22 protein-coding genes and 21 tRNA genes are annotated in these 25,369 nt (G+C 46.5%); 10 read left to right on the top strand and 33 right to left on the bottom strand.

What is annotated here, in order from left to right:
• Window positions 1-31 precede the first annotated feature (31 nt).
• The 4 genes from corC to miaB form a co-directional block, all read right to left on the bottom strand.
• Window positions 32-931, bottom strand: a complete 900-nt coding sequence (gene corC, locus KIT90_RS07670; RefSeq protein ID WP_005438590.1) for a CNNM family magnesium/cobalt transport protein CorC — start codon at window positions 929-931, stop codon at window positions 32-34.
• A 106-nt stretch (window positions 932-1,037) separates the two neighbouring features.
• Window positions 1,038-1,502, bottom strand: coding sequence for an rRNA maturation RNase YbeY (ybeY, locus tag KIT90_RS07665; protein WP_005425552.1), 465 nt, complete (start codon window positions 1,500-1,502; stop codon window positions 1,038-1,040).
• A 2-nt stretch (window positions 1,503-1,504) separates the two neighbouring features.
• Window positions 1,505-2,602, bottom strand: a complete 1,098-nt coding sequence (locus KIT90_RS07660; protein WP_005438593.1) for a PhoH family protein — start codon at window positions 2,600-2,602, stop codon at window positions 1,505-1,507.
• A gap of 73 nt (window positions 2,603-2,675) precedes the next feature.
• Entirely contained in the window at window positions 2,676-4,100 is a 1,425-nt protein-coding gene (miaB, locus tag KIT90_RS07655; protein ID WP_005438595.1) for a tRNA (N6-isopentenyl adenosine(37)-C2)-methylthiotransferase MiaB, read from the bottom strand.
• A 258-nt stretch (window positions 4,101-4,358) separates the two neighbouring features.
• Between miaB and KIT90_RS07650 the strand changes: the two genes are divergently transcribed.
• Window positions 4,359-5,534, top strand: coding sequence for a 2-octaprenyl-3-methyl-6-methoxy-1,4-benzoquinol hydroxylase (locus tag KIT90_RS07650; protein ID WP_285376074.1), 1,176 nt, complete (start codon window positions 4,359-4,361; stop codon window positions 5,532-5,534).
• 154 nt (window positions 5,535-5,688) lie between these two features.
• On the opposite strand, the gene KIT90_RS07645 is transcribed toward KIT90_RS07650, so the two are convergent.
• The 25 genes from KIT90_RS07645 to lolB form a co-directional block, all read right to left on the bottom strand.
• Window positions 5,689-5,773: transfer RNA gene (locus KIT90_RS07645), tRNA-Leu, on the bottom strand.
• Between the two features lie 54 nt (window positions 5,774-5,827).
• Window positions 5,828-5,902 (bottom strand) — tRNA-Gln (locus tag KIT90_RS07640).
• A 46-nt stretch (window positions 5,903-5,948) separates the two neighbouring features.
• Window positions 5,949-6,033 (bottom strand) — tRNA-Leu (locus KIT90_RS07635).
• Window positions 6,034-6,087: 54 nt separating this feature from the next.
• Window positions 6,088-6,162 (bottom strand) — tRNA-Gln (locus KIT90_RS07630).
• 47 nt (window positions 6,163-6,209) lie between these two features.
• Window positions 6,210-6,294: transfer RNA gene (locus KIT90_RS07625), tRNA-Leu, on the bottom strand.
• Between the two features lie 53 nt (window positions 6,295-6,347).
• A tRNA-Met gene (locus tag KIT90_RS07620) sits at window positions 6,348-6,424 on the bottom strand.
• A 22-nt stretch (window positions 6,425-6,446) separates the two neighbouring features.
• Window positions 6,447-6,531, bottom strand: a tRNA-Leu gene (locus KIT90_RS07615).
• A gap of 65 nt (window positions 6,532-6,596) precedes the next feature.
• Window positions 6,597-6,671, bottom strand: a tRNA-Gln gene (locus tag KIT90_RS07610).
• Between the two features lie 39 nt (window positions 6,672-6,710).
• Window positions 6,711-6,795: transfer RNA gene (locus KIT90_RS07605), tRNA-Leu, on the bottom strand.
• 51 nt (window positions 6,796-6,846) lie between these two features.
• Window positions 6,847-6,923, bottom strand: a tRNA-Met gene (locus KIT90_RS07600).
• Window positions 6,924-6,964: 41 nt separating this feature from the next.
• Window positions 6,965-7,049, bottom strand: a tRNA-Leu gene (locus KIT90_RS07595).
• Window positions 7,050-7,113: 64 nt separating this feature from the next.
• Window positions 7,114-7,188 (bottom strand) — tRNA-Gln (locus tag KIT90_RS07590).
• A 30-nt stretch (window positions 7,189-7,218) separates the two neighbouring features.
• Window positions 7,219-7,303: transfer RNA gene (locus KIT90_RS07585), tRNA-Leu, on the bottom strand.
• Window positions 7,304-7,336: 33 nt separating this feature from the next.
• Window positions 7,337-7,411, bottom strand: a tRNA-Gln gene (locus KIT90_RS07580).
• 16 nt (window positions 7,412-7,427) lie between these two features.
• Window positions 7,428-7,512, bottom strand: a tRNA-Leu gene (locus tag KIT90_RS07575).
• 27 nt (window positions 7,513-7,539) lie between these two features.
• Window positions 7,540-7,624: transfer RNA gene (locus tag KIT90_RS07570), tRNA-Leu, on the bottom strand.
• Window positions 7,625-7,699: 75 nt separating this feature from the next.
• Window positions 7,700-7,776, bottom strand: a tRNA-Met gene (locus tag KIT90_RS07565).
• Window positions 7,777-7,856: 80 nt separating this feature from the next.
• A tRNA-Gln gene (locus KIT90_RS07560) sits at window positions 7,857-7,931 on the bottom strand.
• 31 nt (window positions 7,932-7,962) lie between these two features.
• Window positions 7,963-8,047: transfer RNA gene (locus tag KIT90_RS07555), tRNA-Leu, on the bottom strand.
• A gap of 39 nt (window positions 8,048-8,086) precedes the next feature.
• Window positions 8,087-8,163 (bottom strand) — tRNA-Met (locus tag KIT90_RS07550).
• A 284-nt stretch (window positions 8,164-8,447) separates the two neighbouring features.
• Window positions 8,448-9,539 carry a redox-regulated ATPase YchF gene (gene ychF / locus KIT90_RS07545; RefSeq protein ID WP_009705656.1) on the bottom strand — a complete coding sequence of 364 codons (1,092 nt, stop codon included), beginning with the start codon at window positions 9,537-9,539 and terminating at the stop codon, window positions 8,448-8,450.
• Between the two features lie 10 nt (window positions 9,540-9,549).
• A complete protein-coding gene (gene pth / locus KIT90_RS07540; protein WP_020198204.1) occupies window positions 9,550-10,140 on the bottom strand; it encodes an aminoacyl-tRNA hydrolase in 591 nt (196 codons plus the stop codon).
• Between the two features lie 151 nt (window positions 10,141-10,291).
• A complete protein-coding gene (locus KIT90_RS07535; RefSeq protein ID WP_010446481.1) occupies window positions 10,292-11,236 on the bottom strand; it encodes a ribose-phosphate pyrophosphokinase in 945 nt (314 codons plus the stop codon).
• Window positions 11,237-11,264: 28 nt separating this feature from the next.
• Window positions 11,265-12,137, bottom strand: a complete 873-nt coding sequence (ispE, locus tag KIT90_RS07530; RefSeq protein ID WP_005438600.1) for a 4-(cytidine 5'-diphospho)-2-C-methyl-D-erythritol kinase — start codon at window positions 12,135-12,137, stop codon at window positions 11,265-11,267.
• Window positions 12,134-12,772 carry a lipoprotein insertase outer membrane protein LolB gene (gene lolB, locus KIT90_RS07525; protein ID WP_005438601.1) on the bottom strand — a complete coding sequence of 213 codons (639 nt, stop codon included), beginning with the start codon at window positions 12,770-12,772 and terminating at the stop codon, window positions 12,134-12,136. Before lolB ends, ispE begins: the two co-directional genes overlap by 4 nt.
• 134 nt (window positions 12,773-12,906) lie before the next feature.
• Between lolB and hemA the strand changes: the two genes are divergently transcribed.
• The 8 genes from hemA (at window position 12,907) to ybaK (ending at window position 20,851) form a co-directional block, all read left to right on the top strand.
• The gene (gene hemA / locus KIT90_RS07520; RefSeq protein ID WP_009705659.1) at window positions 12,907-14,163 is read left to right on the top strand and encodes a glutamyl-tRNA reductase; all 1,257 of its coding nucleotides are present in this window, start codon (window positions 12,907-12,909) and stop codon (window positions 14,161-14,163) included.
• A gap of 29 nt (window positions 14,164-14,192) precedes the next feature.
• Window positions 14,193-15,281 carry a peptide chain release factor 1 gene (prfA, locus tag KIT90_RS07515; RefSeq protein WP_005438604.1) on the top strand — a complete coding sequence of 363 codons (1,089 nt, stop codon included), beginning with the start codon at window positions 14,193-14,195 and terminating at the stop codon, window positions 15,279-15,281.
• 3 nt (window positions 15,282-15,284) lie between these two features.
• On the top strand, window positions 15,285-16,142 hold the full coding sequence (gene prmC / locus KIT90_RS07510; RefSeq protein WP_020198207.1) for a peptide chain release factor N(5)-glutamine methyltransferase: 858 nt from the start codon (window positions 15,285-15,287) through the stop codon (window positions 16,140-16,142).
• Between the two features lie 40 nt (window positions 16,143-16,182).
• Window positions 16,183-16,566, top strand: a complete 384-nt coding sequence (locus tag KIT90_RS07505; RefSeq protein WP_005449241.1) for a SirB2 family protein — start codon at window positions 16,183-16,185, stop codon at window positions 16,564-16,566.
• Between the two features lie 5 nt (window positions 16,567-16,571).
• Window positions 16,572-17,381: a SirB1 family protein gene (locus KIT90_RS07500; protein WP_045377562.1), complete on the top strand. Its 810-nt coding sequence runs from the start codon at window positions 16,572-16,574 to the stop codon at window positions 17,379-17,381.
• Between the two features lie 52 nt (window positions 17,382-17,433).
• Window positions 17,434-18,285 (top strand): 3-deoxy-8-phosphooctulonate synthase, encoded by an 852-nt coding sequence (gene kdsA / locus KIT90_RS07495; protein WP_005438608.1) that lies wholly within the window; start codon window positions 17,434-17,436, stop codon window positions 18,283-18,285.
• 339 nt (window positions 18,286-18,624) lie between these two features.
• On the top strand, window positions 18,625-20,286 hold the full coding sequence (ushA, locus tag KIT90_RS07490) for a bifunctional UDP-sugar hydrolase/5'-nucleotidase UshA (RefSeq protein WP_171371867.1): 1,662 nt from the start codon (window positions 18,625-18,627) through the stop codon (window positions 20,284-20,286).
• 91 nt (window positions 20,287-20,377) lie between these two features.
• Window positions 20,378-20,851, top strand: a complete 474-nt coding sequence (gene ybaK / locus KIT90_RS07485; RefSeq protein WP_005438610.1) for a Cys-tRNA(Pro) deacylase — start codon at window positions 20,378-20,380, stop codon at window positions 20,849-20,851.
• Window positions 20,852-20,915: 64 nt separating this feature from the next.
• Here the strand turns inward: ybaK and rluF are convergent, their stop codons facing one another.
• The 3 genes from rluF to KIT90_RS07470 form a co-directional block, all read right to left on the bottom strand.
• On the bottom strand, window positions 20,916-22,070 hold the full coding sequence (gene rluF / locus KIT90_RS07480; RefSeq protein WP_285376070.1) for a 23S rRNA pseudouridine(2604) synthase RluF: 1,155 nt from the start codon (window positions 22,068-22,070) through the stop codon (window positions 20,916-20,918).
• A 103-nt stretch (window positions 22,071-22,173) separates the two neighbouring features.
• The gene (gene smrA / locus KIT90_RS07475; RefSeq protein WP_171371869.1) at window positions 22,174-22,755 is read right to left on the bottom strand and encodes a DNA endonuclease SmrA; all 582 of its coding nucleotides are present in this window, start codon (window positions 22,753-22,755) and stop codon (window positions 22,174-22,176) included.
• Window positions 22,756-22,888: 133 nt separating this feature from the next.
• Window positions 22,889-23,029, bottom strand: a complete 141-nt coding sequence (locus KIT90_RS07470; RefSeq protein WP_020198127.1) for a DUF3149 domain-containing protein — start codon at window positions 23,027-23,029, stop codon at window positions 22,889-22,891.
• Window positions 23,030-23,289: 260 nt separating this feature from the next.
• On the opposite strand from KIT90_RS07470, the gene KIT90_RS07465 reads away from it, so the two are divergent.
• Window positions 23,290-23,366 (top strand) — tRNA-Pro (locus tag KIT90_RS07465).
• Between the two features lie 893 nt (window positions 23,367-24,259).
• Here KIT90_RS07465 and KIT90_RS07460 read toward each other — a convergent pair.
• Window positions 24,260-25,132: a TraB/GumN family protein gene (locus tag KIT90_RS07460; RefSeq protein WP_171371870.1), complete on the bottom strand. Its 873-nt coding sequence runs from the start codon at window positions 25,130-25,132 to the stop codon at window positions 24,260-24,262.
• Between the last annotated feature and the right edge of the window lie 237 nt (window positions 25,133-25,369).

Genomic DNA, 25,369 nt, shown 5'->3' with positions numbered 1-25,369 from the left:
TTTCTGATATTCCCGTTGTTAGGGTATCGCGTTACTCTTGAGTGGCTTCAACCAGCGTTTCTTCGTCTGGAATCGTCACTTGTAGTTGAATGACACGACGGTTGTCGGCAGCCGTTACTTTGAAGCTGTATGCATCAATTTCTACGACTTCGCCACGCGATGGTAGGTGACCAAAAGCAGTCATTACCATGCCGCCAACGGTATCCACTTCTTCATCGCTGAAGTTGGTACCGAATGTCTCATTAAACTCTTCAATGGTTGTCAGAGCTCTGACAGCAAACGTGTGTTTGCTTAGCTTACGGATATCGGTTTCTTCATCGTCATCGAACTCATCTTCAATATCCCCTACGATTTCTTCAAGGATATCTTCGATAGTCACAAGACCAGAAACGCCACCGAATTCATCGACAACAATCGCCATGTGATAACGTTCTTCACGGAACTCTTTTAACAGACGGTCGACACGTTTACTTTCCGGTACAACCACTGCTTGTCGAATTACTTCTTCGATATCAAATGGGTTACTGCCTGAGCCCAAGTATTTGAGTAAGTCCTTCGCTAGTAGAATGCCTTCCACATGGTCTTTATCTTCGCTGATCACAGGGTAGCGAGAGTGTTGAGCATCAGTAATTAGCGCGATCAAAGTATCAAGATCGTCTGTGCGCTCAACGGTAACCATTTGCGAGCGCGGGATCATGATGTCACGCACGCGCATTTCGGAGATTTCCATAACACCTTCAAGCATGTCGCGGGTGTCGTGGTCAATCAGGTCATTAATTTCAGAGTCGCGGATTACATCTACAAGCTCTTGGCGGTCTTTTGGTTCGCCTTGAAATAGTTGACCTAGACGTTCAAAGAAGGACTTTCTACTCGGACCTTCTGCCTTTTCTTTCTTGCCTTCATTAGAAGAGGGAGAATTATCTTCGTTCATTGTTTCTCAATTAAGTAACGCTATCAGATGTGTGATAGCTCACATAGAAAGACGAGCACGAGATGGTTATCTGGGTGGTTCGCCTTTCCCTGTCGAGCAACCAAAGTTACTCTTTTTCAGCAATATACGGGTCTTCGTAACCCATACCTTGCATGATTTCTGTCTCGAGGGATTCCATCTCTTCAGCTTCATCATCCTCGATATGGTCATAACCTAGCAGATGCAAGCTGCCATGTACAACCATATGCGCCCAATGTGCTAGTAGAGGCTTGTTCTGCTCTACTGCCTCTTTTTCAACGACTTGGCGACAGATAATCAAATCGCCCAGTAGATCCATCTCCATACCTGGTGGTACTTCGAATGGGAAAGACAGCACATTAGTCGGCTTATCTTTACCACGGTATTCGTGGTTTAGCTCGTGACTTTCTTGCTCGTCGACAATACGAATCGTCAGTTCCGCTTGTGGTTGGAAAAGAGGAATAGTCTTATCTAGCCACAATTGGAAATCTTGCTCAGAAGGTAAGCCTTCTTCATTTTCGACTGCCAGTTGCAAATCAAGTTCAATTGCCATGGTTATTCCTTAGTCGCCGCGACTTGTGCGCTCAGTTCTGCTTTTGCTGCTTCTAGCAGTTTGGCATCACGTTCTTCACGACGGCGTTTTTCAAACTCTTTACGTTCTTTCTGGTCTTGCGCTTCCCACTTCTCATAAGCGTTAACGATGCGAGCAACCACTGGGTGGCGCACTACGTCGTCAGCTTGGAAGAAGTTAAAGCTGATGTCGTCAACTTCGCTCAGTACTTCAATTGCATGACGAAGACCCGATTTTGCACCACGAGGCAAGTCAATCTGTGTCACGTCACCGGTGATAACTGCACGAGAGTTGAAGCCGATACGCGTTAGGAACATCTTCATTTGCTCAACGGTGGTGTTTTGGCTCTCATCAAGAATGATGAAGGCGTCGTTTAGAGTACGACCACGCATGTAAGCAAGAGGTGCTACCTCAATCACGTTACGTTCAATCAGCTTTTCTACGCGCTCAAAGCCCAGCATTTCAAATAGGGCATCGTACAGAGGACGTAGGTAAGGGTCGACTTTCTGGCTCAAATCACCAGGTAGGAAGCCCAGTTTCTCACCCGCTTCAACCGCAGGACGAGTAAGTAGAATACGACGGATCTCTTGGCGCTCTAGTGCGTCAACGGCTGCTGCAACCGCTAGGTAAGTTTTACCTGTACCTGCAGGACCGATACCGAAAGTGATATCGTGCGTCACCATGTTCATCAGGTATTGACCCTGATTTGGTGTACGAGGCTTGATCACGCCTTTCTTCGTTTTTACGAAGACTTCTTTACCGTGTTCGATGTTTGACTCGGTATTTTGCTCCAGCACACCTGATTCTTTGATCGCCAGATGGATCTGCTCTGGTTCGATATCAGGCGTTTCGCCGCGGACAGGAGCGGTGTCTACATAAAGGGTTTTCAGAATATCCAGCGCAGCTGCTGCGGTATGAGGTTTACCGACAATGGTGAAAAGGTCGCTACGGTGGTTAATTTCAACGCCTAGACGACGTTCTAAATGCTTGATGTTGTCATCGAATGGACCGCACAGGCTTGCTAGTCGGCGGTTGTCTGAAGGTTCTAGATTGATTTCTAGCGTTACGATTTTATTGCTCAATGTTGCCTCTCATTTTATGCCATTTAACGAGAGCCTGATAACGACCAGGCTCTCAATGGCTATTTGTACGAGCTTATGGCGTAAAAGTAGCTACACCTAGCTCATCTTCGCGACGCGTTTTCGCCATCATTTGCGTTGGTGAAATCACGCTACGAAGGTCCATGTCTTTTTCTGTACGTACTAGCTCACCACGTAGTGAGTTAGCAAATACATCCGTAATCTTCACGTCAACGAACTGACCGATTAGGTCTGCGCTACCTTCAAAGTTTACTACACGGTTGTTTTCTGTACGAGCACGAAGCTCCATTAGGTTCTTCTTAGAAGGACCTTCAACCAGAACACGTTGCTCAGTGCCTAGCATTAGGCGAGAGTAGCGCATTGCTTGTGCGTTTACGGTTTGTTGTAGCTCGTATAGACGCTCTTTCTTCACTTGCTCTGATAGGTCACAAGGGTAATCTGCCGCTGGCGTACCTGGACGTGGAGAGAAGATGAAGCTGAAGCTCATGTCAAAGTCTACGTCTTTGATTAGCTTCATTGTGTCTTGGAAATCTTTGTCTGTTTCACCAGGGAAACCAACGATAAAGTCAGAACTGATTTGGATATCAGGACGTGCTTTACGCAGTTTACGGATGATCGACTTGTACTCAATCCCAGTGTGAGGACGTTTCATCATAGTCAGCACTCGGTCACTACCACTTTGTACTGGTAGGTGAAGGAAGCTCACTAGTTCAGGTGTGTCTTCGTAAACTGCGATGATGTCATCAGTAAACTCTAATGGGTGGCTTGTTGTAAAGCGGATACGATCAATACCATCGATAGACGCAACCAAACGAAGCAGTTCTGCAAATGAACAGATTTCACCGTCGTGCATAGGACCACGGTACGCGTTTACGTTTTGACCTAGTAGGTTTACTTCACGTACGCCTTGATCTGCTAGCTGTGCGATTTCGAACAGTACGTCATCCATTGGACGGCTTACTTCTTCACCACGAGTGTACGGTACTACACAGTAAGTACAGTACTTAGAACAGCCTTCCATGATAGAAACGAATGCCGTTGCGCCTTCAGCACGAGGCTCAGGTAGACGGTCGAACTTTTCGATTTCTGGGAATGAAATGTCCATTACTGGTGCTTCATCCGATTGAGATTGTTTGATCATCTCTGGAAGACGGTGAAGAGTTTGTGGACCAAAAATTACATCAACGTATGGAGCACGTTGACGGATGTGGTCACCTTCTTGAGTTGCTACACAACCACCTACGCCGATAACTACGCCAGGCTTTTTATCTTTTAGTGTCTTCCAACGGCCAAGCTGGTGGAAAACTTTCTCTTGCGCTTTTTCACGGATCGAACAGGTGTTAAGTAGAAGTACGTCTGCTTCCTCTGGCTCTTCGGTCAGCTCATAGCCGTTTGCAGCATTAAGCAGGTCGGCCATTTTTGATGAATCGTATTCGTTCATCTGGCAGCCCCAGGTTTTAATTAGCAGTTTCTTACTCATCTCACTTTCGCTCGTTCAGTTGTTCTTAAATCGGAGAGCTATTGCTCAAATTATAGCCGCCATCTCGGCGGTAAGCGGCGTATTGTACTGCTTTAAAAAGCACCTGACTAGTGATCTGACAAATTCTCTGCAAACCCTGATGAAATCTAGTTTTTTGCCCTATATACAGCAAGGTTTTTTGTTAAACAATTTTGTAAAAATAGCCACGGAACGTACAATTAAAAAACGCCAATTAATCAATATGATGAAGAGCAAAAAATGAACAAGTATGACATCGCCGTAATCGGTGGCGGCATGGTCGGGGCAGCGGTGGCTGTTGGCTTTGCCAAGCAAGGCAGAAGCGTTGTAGTGGTAGAAGGCGCAGAGCCAAAGGCGTTTGAGGCTTCTCAAGCGTTGGATATTCGCGTTTCTGCGATTTCTCATCAGTCAGTGAAGCTACTTGATTCATTAGGTGCATGGTCAGCAATTGAGAGCATGCGAGTGTGTCCTTATCGCCGCTTGGAAACGTGGGAACACCCAGAGTGCCGTACTCGTTTTCACTCTGATGAACTGTCATTGGAGCAGTTAGGATACATTGTTGAAAACCGTCTAATCCAACTAGGCCTTTGGCAAACTTTCGCACAATACGACAACTTAACGGTGATGTGCCCAGAGCGATTGAAAGACATCGAATTTGCCGAGGTAAATTGTGTAACGCTAGAAAGCGGCGAGCAGTTTGAAGCGAGTTGGGTGATTGGTGCCGATGGCGCGAACTCAAAAGTTCGTCAATTGGCGGGTATTGGCGTAACCGCATGGGATTACCGTCAACACTGCATGCTGATCAACGTGAAAACCGAACTTCCTCAGCAAGACATCACTTGGCAGCAATTTACTCCGTCAGGTCCACGCTCGTTCTTGCCACTATGCTCGTTAACTGAAGATGGAAAAGAAGTAGGGCAGGGCTCGCTGGTGTGGTATGACTCGCCAAAACGCATTAAGCAATTGTGCGCGATGACCAAACCTCAGTTAAAAGAAGAGATCCTACGTCATTTCCCTGCTGAATTGGGTGATATCGACGTTTTACAGTTTGGCTCATTCCCATTGACTCGCCGGCATGCTCAAAGTTATTCAAACAAGCATTGCGTGTTAGTGGGCGATTCTGCTCATACAATTAATCCACTTGCTGGGCAAGGCGTGAATCTTGGCTTCAAGGATGTTGATGTCCTGCTTTCAGTGACGGATCAGCAAGAGCAACTTAATGATGCATTACTCGCCAAGTATGAGCGCGCGCGTCGACCAGATAACTTGCTAATGCAAACGGGCATGGATGTGTTCTACAAAGGCTTTAGTTATGATTTAGGGCCACTGAAGTTCGCTCGTAATGCGGCATTAAAGTTGGCGGAAAACTCAGGGCCGATTAAAGCACAAGTATTGAAGTACGCATTGGGTATGTAAGTCTGGATACCGTTAAGCGTCAGGTAGAAAAGCAATAGATAGAAAAAAAGCGAGCCATGAGCTCGCTTTTTTAATTCGATAAATCAGAGATCTACCGAGTCCAGAAGCGGAAAAAAGAAAAAACCCAGCAAATTAATGCTGGGTTTTTCAATCATGGTGCGGTCGGAGAGACTTGAACTCTCACACCTTGCGGCGCCAGAACCTAAATCTGGTGCGTCTACCAATTCCGCCACGACCGCATCGTATTTTTTAGTCACCAAGGTAATTGGTATAACCTTAACAACGTTTTGTAATGGCAGGGCTACCTGGATTCGAACCAGGGAATGGCGGCATCAAAAGCCGCTGCCTTACCGCTTGGCGATAGCCCTACAGGTCTTAGTCTTTCAACTAAGTGCTTTCCACTTAAGGAAAGTATGGTGCGGTCGGAGAGACTTGAACTCTCACACCTTGCGGCGCCAGAACCTAAATCTGGTGCGTCTACCAATTCCGCCACGACCGCATCGTGTTTTTTAGTTACTAAGGTGATTGGTATAACCTTAACAACGTTTTGTAATGGCAGGGCTACCTGGATTCGAACCAGGGAATGGCGGCATCAAAAGCCGCTGCCTTACCGCTTGGCGATAGCCCTACAGGTCTTAGTCTTTCAGCTAAGTGCTTTCCATTTAAGGAAAGTTATGGTGCGGTCGGAGAGACTTGAACTCTCACACCTTGCGGCGCCAGAACCTAAATCTGGTGCGTCTACCAATTCCGCCACGACCGCGCTTTAACGCTTCTGATCAATAGTCTTAAGTATAAACTATTTATCGGAATAAATGGTGGCTACGACGGGATTCGAACCTGTGACCCCATCATTATGAGTGATGTGCTCTAACCAGCTGAGCTACGTAGCCAACAATATGTTTTTAATTAAGATGGTGCGGTCGGAGAGACTTGAACTCTCACACCTCGCGGCGCCAGAACCTAAATCTGGTGCGTCTACCAATTCCGCCACGACCGCATCTTAATTGTTGTTATCGAGAGAATTGATAAAACCTCAATAACGTCCCTTTAAAGGGAAAATAATGGCAGGTCTACCTGGATTCGAACCAGGGAATGGCGGCATCAAAAGCCGCTGCCTTACCGCTTGGCGATAGACCTACGGGCGATAGTCAAAAGACATATCAAATTAGAAAAGTATGGTGCGGTCGGAGAGACTTGAACTCTCACACCTTGCGGCGCCAGAACCTAAATCTGGTGCGTCTACCAATTCCGCCACGACCGCGACTTTTCTAAATCATCTAGGAAATTGGTAAAACCTAGACAATAAAATAAATGGTGGCTACGACGGGATTCGAACCTGTGACCCCATCATTATGAGTGATGTGCTCTAACCAGCTGAGCTACGTAGCCAACAATATGTTTTAACAACATATGTGTTCTTTTAATTAAGATGGTGCGGTCGGAGAGACTTGAACTCTCACACCTCGCGGCGCCAGAACCTAAATCTGGTGCGTCTACCAATTCCGCCACGACCGCATCTTAATTGTTGTTATCGAGAGAATTGGTAAAACCTCAATAACGTCCCTTTAAAGGGAAAAAATGGCAGGGCTACCTGGATTCGAACCAGGGAATGGCGGCATCAAAAGCCGCTGCCTTACCGCTTGGCGATAGCCCTACATTGCTCTAATAAAAGAGACTTTAATCATGGTGCGGTCGGAGAGACTTGAACTCTCACACCTTGCGGCGCCAGAACCTAAATCTGGTGCGTCTACCAATTCCGCCACGACCGCATAACTACTGAGTAAACTCAATAATTAAGATAGTGGCAGGTCTACCTGGATTCGAACCAGGGAATGGCGGCATCAAAAGCCGCTGCCTTACCGCTTGGCGATAGACCTGCAGGCAATAAATATATGGTGCGGTCGGAGAGACTTGAACTCTCACACCTTGCGGCGCCAGAACCTAAATCTGGTGCGTCTACCAATTCCGCCACGACCGCATATATTTATTTAATTTTGATTCAAGATGGTGCGGTCGGAGAGACTTGAACTCTCACACCTTGCGGCGCCAGAACCTAAATCTGGTGCGTCTACCAATTCCGCCACGACCGCATCTTGAAATCTATTAACCATTAGTTAATTGGTAAAAACTAATCGTTGTAATTTTTTCTTTCATTAAAGAAAGAATGGTGGCTACGACGGGATTCGAACCTGTGACCCCATCATTATGAGTGATGTGCTCTAACCAACTGAGCTACGTAGCCATCTTTTTGAGCGAGACAATATAAACCTTCACGCTCTAAGTGACAACCCTTTTTCTTAAAGGAATCTCACTTTGGAAAAATGGCAGGTCTACCTGGATTCGAACCAGGGAATGGCGGCATCAAAAGCCGCTGCCTTACCGCTTGGCGATAGACCTGCAGGCAGTAGTATTTCTACTACTTAAAACATGGTGCGGTCGGAGAGACTTGAACTCTCACACCTTGCGGCGCCAGAACCTAAATCTGGTGCGTCTACCAATTCCGCCACGACCGCATCTATTCCTAACTATTCTAATAAAAGAATGTTTAGGAATGGTGGCTACGACGGGATTCGAACCTGTGACCCCATCATTATGAGTGATGTGCTCTAACCAGCTGAGCTACGTAGCCAATACCATATTTTTCGTTCTCGTCGCTAAGTTGCCTTGTTGTCGGGAACGGCGCGCATTATGCGAAGTTGAGTGAGATCCGTCAACAGTTTTTTTCAATAAATCCCGCAAAATCCATCGTTCGCTTCCTTTTTAAACAAAGAGGCGCGTTTATGATCTAAAACTGGAAATAAATTGGCTTGGAGCGAGGGAGTTTATTTTCTGTTGTTTATGAAAGGTATAAAAAAAGCCAGCACTATGGCTGGCTTTTTATGTAAATGAAGTGTTTAAAATTCATTCACTTAATTATACGTTGAAGCGGAAGTGTACAACATCACCATCTTTAACGATGTATTCTTTACCTTCTAGACGCCATTTACCTGCATCTTTCGCACCGCTTTCGCCGTTGCATTGGATGAAATCGTCGTAACCAACAACTTCTGCACGGATGAAGCCTTTTTCAAAGTCAGTGTGGATCTTCGCTGCTGCTTTTGGCGCAGTTGCACCTACAGGGATTGTCCATGCACGAACTTCTTTCACGCCAGCTGTGAAGTAAGTTTGTAGGTTTAGCAGTTCGTAACCCGCGCGGATAACACGGTTTAGACCTGGTTCTTCGATACCAAGGTCAGCTAGGAACTCTTCACGCTCGTCGTCTTCTAGCTCAGCCATCTCTGATTCGATCGCTGCACATACAGGAACAACAACGTTGTTTTCTTTTGCTGCAAACTCACGTACTGCGTCTAGGTAAGCGTTGTCTTCAAAACCATCTTCGTTCACGTTAGCGATGTACATAGTTGGTTTTAGCGTCAGGAAGTTTAGGTAGCCAATTGCTGCTAGTTCTTCTTTCGTAAGCTCAACAGTACGCGCCATGCCACCTTCCGTTAGGATAGGAAGCAGTTTTTCTAGAACAGTTAGTTCGAATTTTGCGTCTTTATCGCCGCCTTTTGCTTTCTTAGCGTTACGCTGAATCGCGCGCTCACAAGAATCAAGGTCAGCCATTGCTAGCTCAAGGTTGATAACTTCAATATCTTCGATTGGAGATACTTTACCTGCAACGTGAACGATGTTGTCGTTTTCGAAACAACGTACAACGTGGCCGATTGCGTCAGTTTCACGGATGTTCGCTAGGAATTTGTTACCTAGACCTTCACCGCGAGATGCACCTGCAACTAGACCAGCGATGTCTACGAATTCCATTGTAGTAGGCAGAACTTTCTGTGGGTTAACGATCTTTGCTAGAGCATCTAGACGTAGATCTGGCACAGGAACCACACCAGTGTTTGGTTCAATGGTACAGAACGGGAAGTTTGCTGCTTCAATACCCGCTTTAGTTAGTGCGTTAAACAGAGTTGATTTACCAACGTTAGGAAGACCAACGATGCCACATTTAAAACCCATGATAGTAACCTTATTCAGCTTTGAACGTGTGGAGGCGATTTTGTGCTTTTGATAGACCATCCTTAATTAGGATATCTAGACAGCGCACTGACTCGTCAGCTGCGGCGTCTAGTAGCTCTTGCTCTTTTGCTGGAGCTTTGCCTAGTACAAAACCTGCCACTTTATCTTTGTGTCCCGGATGGCCGATGCCGATACGAAGACGATAAAAATCTTTGTTATTGCCCAGTTTGCTAATGGTGTCACGCAGACCATTATGGCCACCGTGACCGCCACCTTTCTTAAACTTAGCGACACCTGGCGGTAAGTCTAGCTCGTCATGAGCAACCATGATCTCTTCTGGCTTAATTTGGTAAAACTTCGCGAGTGCTGCGATCGCCTTGCCAGATAGGTTCATGAAGGTGGTTGGGATTAGCAAACGGAGATCCTGGCCATTGACCAAAATGCGTCCTGTTAGGCCAAAGAACTTTGGTTCGTTCTTCAGGGTAACGTTGTGAACGCGAGCTAATTCTTCTACAACCCAAGCGCCCGCATTGTGGCGAGTTTTGGCGTATTCTGGTCCCGGATTAGCAAGACCAACAAGAAGTTTGATTGGTTGAGTCAAGGTTAGGATCTCTCTGGAATCTCAAAAAGCGCAGTATGATAGCACAGAATTCTCACAGTGGGCGACCAAGGGATTTTCTGCCTATCGATACAAATAAAAAAACACCCCAAAGAGGGGTGCTTTTAAAATCAGTCTAACTGAAATGTTCGTATTAGTTGAACATTGCAGAGATTGACTCTTCGTTGCTGATACGACGAATCGCTTCAGCTAGCATGCGCGATAGGCTTAGTGTAGTTACTTTGCCAGTTGCAGCCATCTCTTTAGATAGAGAGATAGAGTCAGTTACGATAACTTGGTCAAGAACTGAGTTCTTGATGTTGTCTGCAGCGTTACCAGAGAAAACAGCGTGAGTTGCGTAAGCGAATACACGCTTAGCACCGCGTTCTTTTAGCGCTTCAGCTGCTTTACATAGTGTGCCACCTGTATCGATCATGTCATCAACGATCACACAGTCGCGACCTTCAACGTCACCGATTAGGTTCATTACTTCAGAAACGTTTGCACGTGGACGACGCTTATCAACGATAGCGATGTCGATATCGCCTAGCGCTTTTGCTGTTGCACGAGCACGAACAACGCCACCTAGGTCAGGAGAAACCACTACTGGGTTTTCTAGACCACGAGATTGCATGTCTTCTAGAAGTACTGGCGTACCGAAGATGTTATCAACTGGTACATCGAAGAAGCCTTGGATTTGCTCTGCGTGTAGGTCGATAGTCAGAACGCGGTCAACACCAACGTTAGATAGGAAATCAGCAACAACTTTTGCAGTAATTGGCACACGAGAAGAACGTACACGACGATCTTGGCGAGCGTAGCCGAAGTAAGGAATAACTGCAGTGATACGGCCTGCTGAAGCACGGCGCATTGCATCAATCATAACAACCAGTTCCATTAGGTTGTCGTTAGTCGGTGCACAAGTGGATTGAATGATAAAAACATCGCTACCACGAACATTCTCGTTGATTTGAACTGCAACTTCGCCATCAGAAAAGCGAGAAACAGATGCATCACCTAGAGAGATGTAAAGACGATCAGCAATACGTTGGGCTAGTTCAGGTGTTGCGTTACCAGCAAATAGCTTCATATCAGGCACGGTGGAAACCTCGGGTTTGCGTCCAGTTTTAAATAGGTCGGTGTGAGGCTGATTGGTATTCAGCCAAAGTCTCTTTCAGTGGCGAAACATTGCGCCCTTGAGCGACAAATGCCGAGACTTTATCAGAGAGTTGTGCAAGGATAGTTTCCGCTTCGGTTTTGCTCGAAAATTCAGCAAAAACGCAAGATCCTGTCCCCGTCAATCTTGACGGCGCGTATTGTAGCAGCCATGAAAGTTGCTTATCAACCTCTGGGTAGAGCATTCGTACAATTTTTTCGCAATCGTTTACGCTTGGCGCGTTTAAAAGCGTTTCTAAATCGCGTTTTGGCGTATTTCGGGTCAGATCTGGATGACCGAATATGTCGGCGGTTGCAATGGAAACATTTGGGCGAACAACCAAATACCATTTCTCATCTGGATGAGCCGGAGAAAGTTTCTCGCCAACACCTTCCGCAAATGCCGCAAAGCCGCGAACAAAAACGGGTACATCAGCACCAAGCGCAAGGCCGATTTCGGCTAATTCATCATCACTTAAGTGGGTTTGCCATAGGTAGTTCAGTGCAACCAGCGCTGTTGCCGCATTTGAAGAACCGCCACCAATGCCACCGCCCATCGGTAAGATCTTATGAAGATCAATATGGGCACCGTATGAGCAATTTGCGTAGCGTTGCAACGCCGTGGCAGCTTTCCAGATCAAGTTATCTTTTAGAGGAACACCTTCAATCTCAGGTGAAATGGTGATCTCACCAGAGTCGTTCGCTTGAATGGTGAGTTCATCGCCGTGATCGACGAATTGGAATAGTGTTTGTAGCTCGTGGTAGCCGTTTTCAGTTCGGCCATTGATATAAAGAAAGAGATTCAATTTCGCAGGAGATGGCCAGCGGGTTGAAATATCGATCATTGGGTGATGTTCCATTTTGTGATCACTAAATTAATTTTTACGTCTGCTGTGCTCAGCTTTAACTTGCTTGGTAGAGGCAATGTCTGTTGATGCCATTCAATGTCACCATAGCGTTGATACGCGATGTTCCAATCATTCGGGCCGATCTGTTTATCGAGGGCTTGTAATGTATTGGTTGGTGAAAGTTGGAAAGAGTCTGCATCGGTTGGCAAGCCGAGTAGCCAATCTGGCATGTGGTCGACTGGCATCATCAAACCGGTCAAACGGAAAATGAGTTGGTTAGCATCACGAGCAGAGAGCACTTGGTCATCGTACGTTTCGACAGTCGCGCCTTGCGGGGTAATCGTGAGCTTTAATGCGGTTTGACCAAGCAGAGTGGTTAAGCGCAATTGGCTTAAGGCGGAAGAGTGCTTCCAGAAAAAGTTCAGGCTTTGTCTTTGATCAGGGCCAATGTAGCCAAGTTTGCCTGTAGCTTGAAAGTTATCAATGGTTTCCAGTCGCTGTTCGTGCGCTTGCCACTCTACGCTGGTGACACTTTCAGGAACAGAACTACAACCCGCGAGTACTAGGCTCGATAAGAGCAAGATGAGAAAGGAGCGTAAGGTCATGTTTGATGGCTTATTAATCAGTTTCATCGGTAATCGCTCACAACTATAGCATTGAAAAGCCGAGCGAAGGAAAACAAATCCGGCTTACCCTTTCAATAAATGCGTGCTTACAGTAAAATTCTGAACCTATTTTATAACCGATCTCAGAGATACCACGTTAGATGTCCTTGCTTGCTATTGGAATCAATCACAATACAGCGTCTGTTGACTTGCGAGAGAAAGTGGCGTTCGGACCCGATAAATTGGGCCCAGCACTTGAGCAACTCAGAGACCATGAAGCCGTAAATGGCAGTGTGATTGTTTCTACCTGTAACCGCACCGAAGTGTACTGCGACGTGAAGCAAGGAGCGCGAAATAAGCTTATCGACTGGCTAGCCCAGTTCCATCAAGTTAATCAAGAAGACTTGATGCCCAGCCTTTATGTCCATGAAGAGCAAGCGGCGATTAAGCACTTGATGCGTGTTTCTTGCGGCCTTGATTCACTGGTACTAGGTGAGCCTCAGATTTTGGGTCAGGTAAAACAAGCGTTTTCTGATTCCCGAGATCATCAGGCGGTGGATGCGTCGATTGATAAGTTGTTCCAAAAGACTTTCTCAGTCGCAAAACGTGTTCGAACAGAAACTGATATTGGTGGTAACGCGGTGTCGGTAGCTTATGCTGCATGTACACTGGCGAAACACATCTTTGAATCACTGTCTGACTCAACAGTATTGTTGGTTGGCGCAGGTGAAACCATCGAATTGGTGGCGAAGCACTTGGCGTCGAACGGCTGTACTAAGATGATTGTTGCAAACCGTACTCGAGAGCGTGCTCTTGTGTTAGCGGAGCAATTTGGGGCAGAAGTGATCAGCTTGAATGAAATTCCGGACCATTTATCAAGAGCGGACATCGTGATTAGCTCAACGGCGAGCCCACTGCCTATTATTGGTAAGGGGATGGTTGAGACTGCGTTGAAGAAACGTCGTCACCAGCCGATGCTCTTGGTGGATATTGCGGTACCACGTGATGTGGAAGCGCAGGTCAGTGAATTGAATGATGCTTACTTGTATTCGGTGGATGACTTGCAGTCGATCATCGATAGCAACATTGAACAACGTAAAGTAGAAGCGATTCAAGCAGAAGCGATCGTAAGCGAAGAAAGCGCGGCATTTATGACGTGGCTACGTTCACTCCAAGCGGTGGACAGTATTCGTGATTATCGTAAATCGGCCAACGAAATTCGTGAAGATTTGCTAAGTAAGAGCCTACAATCATTGGCAACGGGCGCAGACCCAGAGAAAGTACTGCGCGAGCTTAGTAATAAACTCACCAACAAACTGATTCACGCTCCAACTCGTGCGCTGCAAAGTGCGGCCGAGCAGGGCGAACCAGCAAAATTAACGGTTATCCGCCAGACCCTTGGTTTGGATGATCTGTAACTCACGCTTTTTATTAAGAAAACGACACTATGAAAGCCTCTATTCTGACTAAGCTAGAAACGCTAGTAGAACGTTACGAAGAAGTTCAACATCTTCTTGGTGATCCTGATGTTATTGGAAATCAGGATAAATTCCGCGCTCTATCAAAAGAGTACTCTCAGCTAGAAGAAGTTACTAATTGCTTCCAAGCGTATCAACAAGCGCAAGATGATCTCATCGCTGCTGAAGATATGGCTAACGAAGACGACGAAGAAATGCGTGAAATGGCGCAGGAAGAAATCAAAGAAGCAAAAGATGCGATCGAGCGTCTGACTGATGAGCTACAAATTCTTCTTCTTCCAAAAGATCCAAACGATGACCGTAACTGTTTCCTTGAAATCCGTGCTGGTGCAGGCGGTGATGAAGCAGGCATCTTCGCGGGTGACTTGTTCCGCATGTACAGCAAATACGCAGAGAAGCGTGGTTGGCGCATCGAAGTGATGTCTTCTAACGAAGCAGAACACGGCGGTTACAAAGAGATGATCGCGAAAGTGAGCGGCGACGGTGCATACGGCGTATTGAAGTTTGAGTCAGGCGGTCACCGTGTACAACGTGTTCCTGCTACAGAATCTCAAGGTCGTGTTCATACTTCTGCGTGTACCGTAGCGGTTATGGCGGAAATCCCAGAAGCGGATCTGCCAGAAATCAAAGCTGCAGACCTGAAAATCGATACCTTCCGTGCATCTGGCGCGGGTGGTCAGCACGTTAACACCACGGACTCTGCAATCCGTATTACTCACTTACCAACTGGTACAGTCGTAGAGTGTCAGGACGAGCGTTCACAACACAAGAACAAAGCGAAAGCGATGGCAGTACTTGCTGCTCGTATCGTTCAAGCGGAGCAAGAGCGTCGTGCGGCAGAAGTGTCTGACACACGTCGTAACCTACTAGGTTCTGGTGACCGTAGTGACCGCATCCGTACTTACAACTACCCACAAGGTCGTGTTTCTGATCACCGTATCAACCTAACCATCTACCGTTTGAACGAAGTGATGGAAGGTGATCTACAAAGCCTGATCGATCCAGTAGTTCAAGAACACCAAGCAGATCAACTAGCGGCGCTAGCTGAGAACGGCTAATCGATGAGCCAAGTTCAATCTATTGAGCAAGCACTGAAAAGTGCGACGGCAATTCTGACAGAAGGCGGCAAAGAGTCGCCTTCTCTCGATGCAGCTGTCCTTCTTTGCCATGTCCTTGGCAAACCAAGAACCTACCTACTGACCTGGCCAGAAAGAGCATTAGAAACCGAGCAACAAGCTCAGTTTGATGCACTATTGGCACGACGCATCGCTGGTGAGCCGGTGGCTTACATCATTGGTGAACGTGAGTTTTGGTCGTTACCTCTTAAAGTCTCGCCATCCACATTGATCCCAAGACCAGATACTGAACGTTTGGTTGAAGTCGCATTAGATAAGACTTTCGGACAAACGGGACCGATCTTAGACCTTGGCACAGGAACTGGCGCGATAGCTTTAGCATTGGCGTCTGAGATGCCAAATCGCCAAGTGATGGGCATCGATCTTAAGCAAGAGGCGAAAGAGCTGGCTGAGCACAATGCGTCGCAATTAAACATCAAAAATGTGACGTTTGATCAAGGTAGTTGGTTCGAACCTATTGCCAGCGGAACAAAGTTTGCTTTAATTGTCTCCAACCCACCGTACATCGACGAAAAAGACCCACACCTCTCTCAAGGAGATGTGCGTTTCGAACCAAAATCGGCGTTGGTTGCCGATGAGAATGGTCTAGCGGATATTCGTCATATCTCTGATCTTGCACGTCAATATTTGCAAGAGGGTGGGTGGCTTGCTTTCGAACATGGTTATGATCAGGGCGAAGCCGTTCGTGAGATCATGACGCACTTTGGTTTTGAACAAGTCGTTACGGAAAAAGACTATGGTGATAACGATCGAGTGACGCTCGGTTGTTACAAACCGCAATAATAACGAGCAAGTCAGCAGTAACTTATAAAAGAGAAAGAAAATGTACGTAGCTCTAAAACACATTCACTTAGTAACGATCGCGTTGAGCGCGACGCTGCTATCGATCCGATTTGTATTGTTGATGATGGATTCTCCAAAGCGCAACAATCGCTTCTTGAAAGTTTTCCCGCATATTGTTGATACGGCGCTATTGCTGTCAGGTATCGGCCTAATTATGGTGACCGGCTTTATTCCATTTACGGATGCTGCACCTTGGCTAACCAACAAGATCACTTGTGTGCTGGCGTACATCGCTCTTGGTTTCTTCGCTCTGAAAATGGCGAAAAACAAGCTGCTGAGAATTTTTGCCTTCTTTGGCGCTCTGGGCTGGTTAGTCATGGCCGCCAATATTGCAGTATCTAAAAATCCAAACCTATTTGGGTAATCTTCATGCTTGAGTTTTTTGACGAAGATTTTGACAACATGGCGTTGGTGGAAGGCGCGTTAGAGCTAAACCATTCCATTAATCCAGACACCAATGTCCATTGGGCAAAACTGGAACTAGAACGTCTCTACGAAGAGGCCGAAGCGATTCTGGTTCATGAGACGGACGAAGAGCAGCGTTTTGACTCTTTCTTGCGCCTATTCTTTTACGAATGGGGCTTTAAAGGCGACGAACAAGAATACTTTATCTCTGACAACAGCTTTATCGACAAGGTGTTGGAGCGCAAAAAAGGCATTCCGGTCAGTCTTGGTGCCATCTTACTTTACTTGGGCAATCGTCTTGGCTTCCCGATGAAAGGGGTGACATTCCCGACTCAGTTTTTGATCAAAGTGGATTGGATGCACAAAACACCAGACTACATTAACCCGTTTAACGGTGAGTATGTCGGTGAGAAAATCCTCCAAGCTTGGTTGATTGGTCAAGAAGGCCCGCTGGCAACATTAAAGCCAGAACACTTTGAAGAAGCGGACAACCCGACTGTGATTGGTCGTTGGTTGGCGTTGATTAAGAGCGCCATGCTACGTGAAGAGCGTTACACATTGGCGCTGCGCTGTACCAACCTTGCGTTGACGTTTGTACCAGATGACCCATACGAGATTCGTGACCGTGGTTTTATCTTCCAGCAGTTGGATTGCCATCAGGTAGCGGTGTCTGATTTTCAGTACTTTATTGACCAATGCCCAGACGATCCGGCATCAGAGCTACTAAAATCACAAGTTAACGCCATGAGCGAAAAGCACGTTACGCTTCACTAATTTTATCGGCATGCTCAAACGGCATGTCGAAGACAGATAAAAGAGAATCAAAATGGAACAGAAAATCGTTAATATTGGCGACATTCAAGTTGCTAACGACAAGCCATTCACCCTATTTGCAGGTATGAACGTTCTTGAGTCTCGTGATCTTGCTATGCAGATCTGTGAGCACTACGTAAAAGTAACGGACAAGCTTGGTATCCCATACGTGTTTAAGGCGTCGTTCGACAAAGCAAACCGCAGTTCTGTTCACTCATACCGTGGCCCAGGTCTAGAAGAAGGCATGAAAATCTTCCAAGAACTGAAAGACACGTTCGGCGTGAAGATCATCACTGATGTTCACACTGAAGCGCAAGCTCAACCAGTGGCTGACGTGGTTGACGTTATCCAGCTTCCTGCATTCCTAGCTCGTCAAACTGATCTTGTTGAAGCAATGGCAAAAACAGGTGCGGTGATCAACGTGAAGAAACCTCAGTTCATGAGCCCTGGTCAAGTGGGTAACATCGTTGAGAAGTTTGCAGAATGTGGTAACGAAAACATCATCCTTTGTGAGCGCGGTTCTTGCCACGGTTACGACAACCTAGTGGTTGATATGCTTGGTTTTGGTGTGATGAAAAACGCATCGAAAGGCAGCCCAATCATCTTTGACGTAACGCACTCACTACAAATGCGTGACCCATCGGGCGCGGCATCAGGCGGTCGTCGTGAGCAAACAGTTGAACTGGCGAAAGCAGGTCTAGCAACAGGTATTGCAGGTCTATTTATTGAAGCGCACCCGAACCCAGATCAAGCACGTTGTGATGGCCCATCGGCGCTGCCGCTAGACAAACTAGAGCCGTTCCTAGCGCAAATGAAATCGCTAGACGATCTAATCAAGAGCTTTGCAGACATCGATATCAAATAATCGATTGTTGTGAATGTTTAAATGAAATGGTCAGCCTGTGTGCTGGCCATTTTTGCATCGACACATTGATTCTGCTTCACTATCCTTTTCTCGCTTCTCGCTTCTCGCTTCTCGCTTCTCGCTTCTCGCTTCCTTACACCACTTTGATTATGTCTATAATTTGCTTAGATTTGCGGCGAACTGGTTCGCTATGAGTAAAGTGCGTCGCAGAAACATGAAATCAATACCTTAGTGATTTACACTAGCGCCAAGTTTGCGCGTTTTAGCACAATGAGAACCCTGTTTCTTGGTTGCTGAACGCGTAATGCAGTGGACCCCAGACGATAAAAAGGTAAAACAATGAAGCAACGCCTGATTGTAAAAACCGCTTTGAGCGCAGCTATCTTGGCAACTATTGCCGGATGTGCCACGCAACCAGCACACGAATGGAATGAAGACACAACTTACAAACTGACCGTACTGCACACCAATGACCATCACGGTCGCTTTTGGCAAAACAAGTACGGTGAGTACGGCATGGCGGCACGTAAGACGCTGATTGATGAACTGCGTGCAGAGATTCAAGCCGAAGGCGGTAGCGTGCTTCTACTATCAGGTGGTGATATCAACACTGGTGTTCCTGAGTCTGACTTACAAGATGCTGAGCCTGACTTCAAAGGCATGAGTAAGATTGGTTACGACGCGATGGCGCTGGGTAACCACGAATTCGATAACCCACTGGAAGTGTTGTTCAAACAGCAAGAGTGGGCAAACTTCCCGATGCTGTCTGCCAACATTTACGACAAAGAAACCGGCGAGCGATTGTTCCAACCTTATGCCATGTTCAACAAGCAAGGCATCAAGATTGCCGTGATTGGCCTTACGACAGAAGACACGGCAAAACTGGGTAACCCAGAGTACATCGGCGAGGTTGATTTCCGCGACCCGAAAGAAGAAGCGAAAAAGCTGATTGCTGAACTGAAGCAAACTGAAAAGCCGGACCTTATCTTCGCAGTGACACACATGGGTCACTACGAAAACGGCAACCGTGGTGTGAATGCTCCCGGTGACGTGGCGTTGGCTCGCTACCTAAATGAAGGTGATTTGGACATGATTGTGGGTGGTCACTCACAAGAGCCTGTTTGTATGGAAGGCCCTAACGTCATTAAGAAGAACTTTAAGCCGGGTGAAGAGTGCAAGCCAGATGAGCAAAACGGTACTTACATCGTGCAAGCGTACGAGTGGGGTAAGTACGTTGGTCGTGCTGATTACGAGTTCCGCAACGGCGAGCTGTCGATGGTGAGCTACGATCTGATTCCGGTTAACTTGAAGAAGAAAATCAAAGTGAACGGCGAGTCTCAACGTGTATTGGTTCAAGATGAAATTGCACAAGACTCGGCAATGCTGGATTTCCTTCGTCCTTACCAAGAAAAAGGTCAGGGCCAGTTGAATGTGAAAATTGCCGAATCTAACGGCAAACTGGAAGGTGACCGCAACGTCGTTCGTTTCCAGCAAACTAACCTTGGTCGTTTGATTGCTACAGCCCACATGGAGCGCGCGAAGGCGGACTTTGCTGTGATGAACTCGGGCGGTGTTCGTGATTCGATTGAAGCGGGCGACATCACCTACAAAGACGTGCTGACGGTTCAGCCATTTGGCAACATGGTGTCTTACGTCGATATGTCGGGTAAAGAAGTGCTCGATTACTTAAACGTCGTGGCGACAAAGCCAGTTGATTCAGGTGCTTACGCTCAGTTTGCTGGCATTACCATGACAGTTGAAAATGGCAAAGTATCGAATGTTTTCATCGGTGAAAAACAGCTTCGCCTAGACGGTCAATACCGCTTCACCGTACCAAGCTACAATGCGTCAGGTGGTGATGGTTACCCGAAAGTGAATACTCATCCGGGTTACGTCAACACGGGCTTTACGGATGCTGAAGTACTGAAAGAATTCTTGGAATCACACAGTCCAATTGATGTAAATGAGTACGCGCCTTCTGGTGACATCGTTTACAAGTAAAAAGCGATTGACTCAAAGTCGCTGATACCATTAACTTAAAGCGCTGCTCCTCACTAGGTGCAGCGTTTTTTGTTTTATAAGGAGAATCTTGATGACTCCGGCCATTAATCTTGCGAAAAAGAAAAAAGTTACACACACTATTCACCAATACGAGCACGATCCAAGAGCAGACAGCTATGGACTAGAAGCGGCTGAGGTATTGGGACAAGATCCAAAGAAAGTATTCAAAACCTTGTTGTTTTGCTTGAACGGCGAGCCAAAGAACCTTGCGGTTGCGATTATCCCTGTTGATCAAAAGCTGAACCTAAAACTGGCGGCGAAAGCAGCGAAGGGCAAAAAGGCTGATATGGCCGATCCCGAAATCGCGCAAAAGACCACAGGGTATGTTGTTGGTGGGATTAGCCCACTGGGGCAGAAGAAAGCACTACCGACTTTTTTGCACGAAAGCGCAACAGAGCAAGACACAATCTGTGTGAGTGCAGGTAAACGTGGTTTAGAAATCGAGTTAGCCCCGAAAGATTTGCTGAGCTTAACTCGCGGTCAGTTTGCCCCTCTTTGCCTCTAAATACATGACAAATAAAAAGGACGCCCATGAGCGTCCTTTTTTGATCTTGCCAGTAAATGAAGCGTTACTTCTTCAGACTCAATGTACCACCAGTGCGTTTAGCTGGCTTGCTTGGCTTCGCCGCATTTGGATTCATGTAATGCTGCTTAGGCTTACTCGGTGATTGAGGTTTGTTTGCTGAGTGCGTATTGCCCGATGCATCCGGCTTACGGTGTGATTTACCATGCTCGCCTTGCGGTCTGCTGCGTTCACCTTGTGGTTTCGCTTTGTAATGTTCTTTTGCTGGACGTCCGCCCTCATCATCACGTTGACGACGCTGTTGGCCTTTCTTCGAGTTCGGTGCATGACGGAATTCATCTGCATTGTTGCCTCGGAAAGTACGTGTTTTCTGGTTGCGGCGCGCCGTTGAACCTTGGTTCTCTTCACGGCTATCGTACAGCTTCGCGTCGGTCGCTTTACGAATGTTGCGTCCTCTAGAATCTGTTTTTGATGCTTCTTCTGTACCCACAGAGCCTTCACACATTGCTAAGATCTCTGTCACTTCGTCGTCACTCAGATAACGCCATTTACCGTTAGGAATGCCATCAAGTGAGATGTTCATAATACGTACGCGACGCAGTTTGAAAACTTCGTAGCCTAGCGCTTCACACATACGACGGATCTGACGGTTCAGACCTTGAGTTAGTACGATACGGAAAGAGAATTTGGTTTCTTTCTCTACTTTACAAGGCAGAGTAACCGTATCAAGGATCTTCACGCCGCTCGACATCTGCTTGAGGAATTCACCGGTGATTGGCTTATCAACACGTACTACGTATTCTTTCTCGTGGTTGTTACCAGCACGCAGAATCTTGTTAACGATGTCGCCATCGTTAGTAAGGAAGATCAAACCATCGGAAGGTTTATCCAGACGACCGATAGGAAAGATACGTTTTTTATGACCGATGAAATCAACGATGTTGCCCGGAATATCACGCTCGGTAGTACAAGTGATACCGGTTGGTTTGTTCAACGCGATATAAATTGGTTTTTCTTTCGCTGCAACAGGGTTGCCATCAACACAAACATCATCGCCTGGCAGTACTTTTGTGCCCATCTCTGGTTGTTGACCATTAATAGTGACACGGCCTTGCTCGATAAGGCGGTCTGCTTCACGACGCGAGCAGAAGCCCGTTTCGCTGATGTATTTGTTTAAGCGTTTTGCGTTGTCTTGTGACATGTAAGTCTCCTAACGTTTCACAACGGCGGTTAATTGAAGTGCCTGCTGCTAATTAAAGCAGCAAGGCGAGATAAGATCGGGCATTCTAGCACCGAGAATCCGGTTAGCCTAAACGTTTTTGATGACGTTCACGGGTCTCCATTTTCTTTTCAGCACTCTTTCTTAATAGAACGTACACAGCACCACTGCCACCGTGGAATCGTTGCGCACTGTGAACGCATTGCACTTCACGAATTTGTTGTAGCCAACTCGCGACAAAACTCTTCATTAATGCTGGTGGATTTGAACGTTCACCACGGCCATGCACGATGATGACCGTTCGGATGTCCATCTCAATACATTGTTTGAGGAATTTAACGACTTCGTCGCGCGCTTCTTTTAGCGTTTTACGGTGCAGATCAAGTCGAGCTTGAATCGGGTACTTACCAAGGCGCAGCTTGCGGTATACGCCATCTTGTACACCATCGCGTTTGAACTCGATAAAGTCATCGGGTTTGAGCATTTCTGCATGGTCAATCGATAAGTATTCTGGATCATCTTCCGTAAGCCAAATTGCAGCTTCGCGTTTCGCTAGTTGAGCATCCGTCACTTGGTGCACTTTTTTATGCTCGGCAGTGTCTTGGTCGATAGGCTTTACATCGCCCATCATCTGTTGGAACAGATCAAAATCGTTGTCTTGAGACATAACGGCAATCTCATAAAGAACAGGGTAGGAATAGTTAGATTATATCAACGAGTGGTGTACTGGGATCAAATAAAAAACCGGAGCAGGCAGGTTACCAACTCCGGTGCAAAGCGTTTCTAGAGCTAAGCGAGATCTAGTGAGGAGATTTGTCGTTCATAATCTTGTAAATGAAGAAACCGCTGAAAAACAACATCAGTCCAATTGTCCCAAAGATTACTATCATTGACGATAGTCCCACCGCATTACCAAATAGGAGTTCAAGCCAAAAGTCCATATGTTTCCTCCAAGATGTTCCCGACATGGACAACGTTAATAGGTGGTGTTTTTTTGCACACTGATCTGGATCAATTATGTTGCCAAGGTTAATAATCTGTATTTTATTGTGGGTTCTTAGTCACATTTCACGTGCTAGTGTTCAGTAAATCGTCAATCGAAATAAGACATTAGGTTTTTTTGTAAAAAGCGCTTGCGTCTCTCTAAAGAATCCGTAATATACGCATCCGTTGACGGGGATAAGTCCTCAGTTAAACATCTCGGTGAATAGCGCAGCTTGGTAGCGCATCTGGTTTGGGACCAGAGGGTCGGGGGTTCGAATCCCTCTTCACCGACCATATTGAGAAAAAGGCTCTACAGAAATGTAGAGCCTTTTTCGTATGTGGTGATATTTATTTGGAACCAGAGGGGCGGGGTCTGGAATGCCAGTCCAATCGAATCCCTACTTCACCGACCACTTTTAGAAAGCCTGCTCAATGAGCAGGCTTTCGTCGTTTGAGCGGTCGCAAATTTGGCTTTGATAGTAGCGAACCAAATGGGGTTCGCCTGAAGTTAGAGTATGGCTCTTCATCGACCGTATTAAAGAAAGCCGTAGCAGAAATGCTACGGCTTTTTTGCATTTGAGGCTTTCGAATCGAGAACGCTTCGCTTCGGGAACGGACTCCGTCCTTCGAGATGCGAGAGACAGAATGCTTTAAAGCAAATCAGCTTTCGTCCATTTGTAAATGAAAACGGAAGAGCTCCCCAACTCGCTCGTCCCTCGCTCTTGAGGATGACGAATAAAAAGCACTGAATTCAAAGGCGTCATTCCCGAAAGCGACGAAGGAGCACAGTCGGGAATCTCTCAGTTAGAAACGCTACGCTCCGAGAATCGAGAAGGCTTCGCTTCGGGAACGGACTACGTCCTTCGAGATGCGAGAGACGGAACGCTTTGAAGCAAATTAGTTTTTGCCCATTTGTAAATGAAAACGGAAGAGATCCCCAACTCGCTCGTCCCTCGCTCTTGAGGATGACGAACAAAAAGCGCTGAATTCAAAGGCGTCATTCCCGAAAGCGACGAAGGAGCGCAGTCGGGAATCTCTCAGTTAGAAACGCTACGCTCCGAGAATCGGGAGCGCTTCGCTTTGGGAATCGAGGGGTACTCTTTGAGAATAAAGATAAAAGGTATCTTTATTAAGAAGGGGGTTGACGGGACTTGTTCCCGAATCCCGGCTATATAAAACGCTATTGATTAGATATCGCAGTCTGCCTTATGTGTATTGCCAAGTGGTTCAATCGTAAAGCCGCGTTTTTCGAGCAGTTCAATCAGGTTGTCTTTACCGACTAAGTGCAAGCTGCCGACAACAATTGTGTATTGGCCTGACTTCTTCGGTAACACGCTGCCAGAATCCAATTTCTCAGCCCAATCTCGGTTGCGGTCATACAAGAAAGCCTCGTTGAACTCATCGCTCGATTGTTCGCTCATGGATGCTTCTTCTAATGTGCTGCCGTCACCGCTCTTCCAGCTGTCGATCAAGCATTGCACCAGTTTTTCACCACCATCGTATTCTTCAATCGAAGAAAGCAGCAACTCTTTACCACCATCTTTTTGTCCCGCGATTAAATCCAACTGAAACTGCACACTTTCCAAAGGCAGTACTGGCACTTGTTGTTTATCGGCTAGGTTAATCAAGTGCATGTCGACACCTTGGTCGGATGCATAACCCAGTTTGTTTACCAACATCAGTTGAATGGTTAAAGCCGCAGACCATGGTGGCGCATTGAGTAACTGTGCTTCTTGTAGGCCTAAGTCATTGGCTATCTCTGCCAGGTGTTTGCGCTGGGTTCTATCTAAAACATCTTTGGCCAGAAAGTCGGTTTTTGGGTACGTCACGCCTTCGGTATTTCGAACGTCGGCTTCGATGATTAAGCCATCACTGTTTTTGAGGAACTGGGTGACGGCTTTTGGCAGTGGGTACATGGTTTTGTCACCCACATGAACGGAGCCAATAATCATGTATTCCATATCGCCTTTCTTTGCTAGCCAATGCTGTGGCTCGGCTTGAACTGAATAAGAAGTAAAAAAGACGATCAGAGATGACATTACGGACAAGAGTCGAAACATATTTTGCTCCTCGAATTCAATATGCATCTTATCTATAACACGGTTCGGCAAAATCGTCATTTTTAAAAATATTGACGAGTTTTAACGGCGGAGAAATGAGAGCTAATTCACGAAAGCGTTTCAATTGAGTTTGTTGTTAATGGTTCACTTAATAACCAATAGTGATCAAAATCCTATAAAACCAGTCGAACCCCATCAATATTCGTGATTGAGATCGCAACAAACTCGTCAAAAAAA

Origin of the sequence: Vibrio sp. B172a (assembly GCF_030248355.1) — a bacterium.
GTDB classification, from domain to species: domain Bacteria; phylum Pseudomonadota; class Gammaproteobacteria; order Enterobacterales; family Vibrionaceae; genus Vibrio; species Vibrio owensii.
The sequence above is the reverse complement of the archived record's forward strand: the minus strand, read 5'-3'. Positions and strand labels throughout refer to the sequence as shown.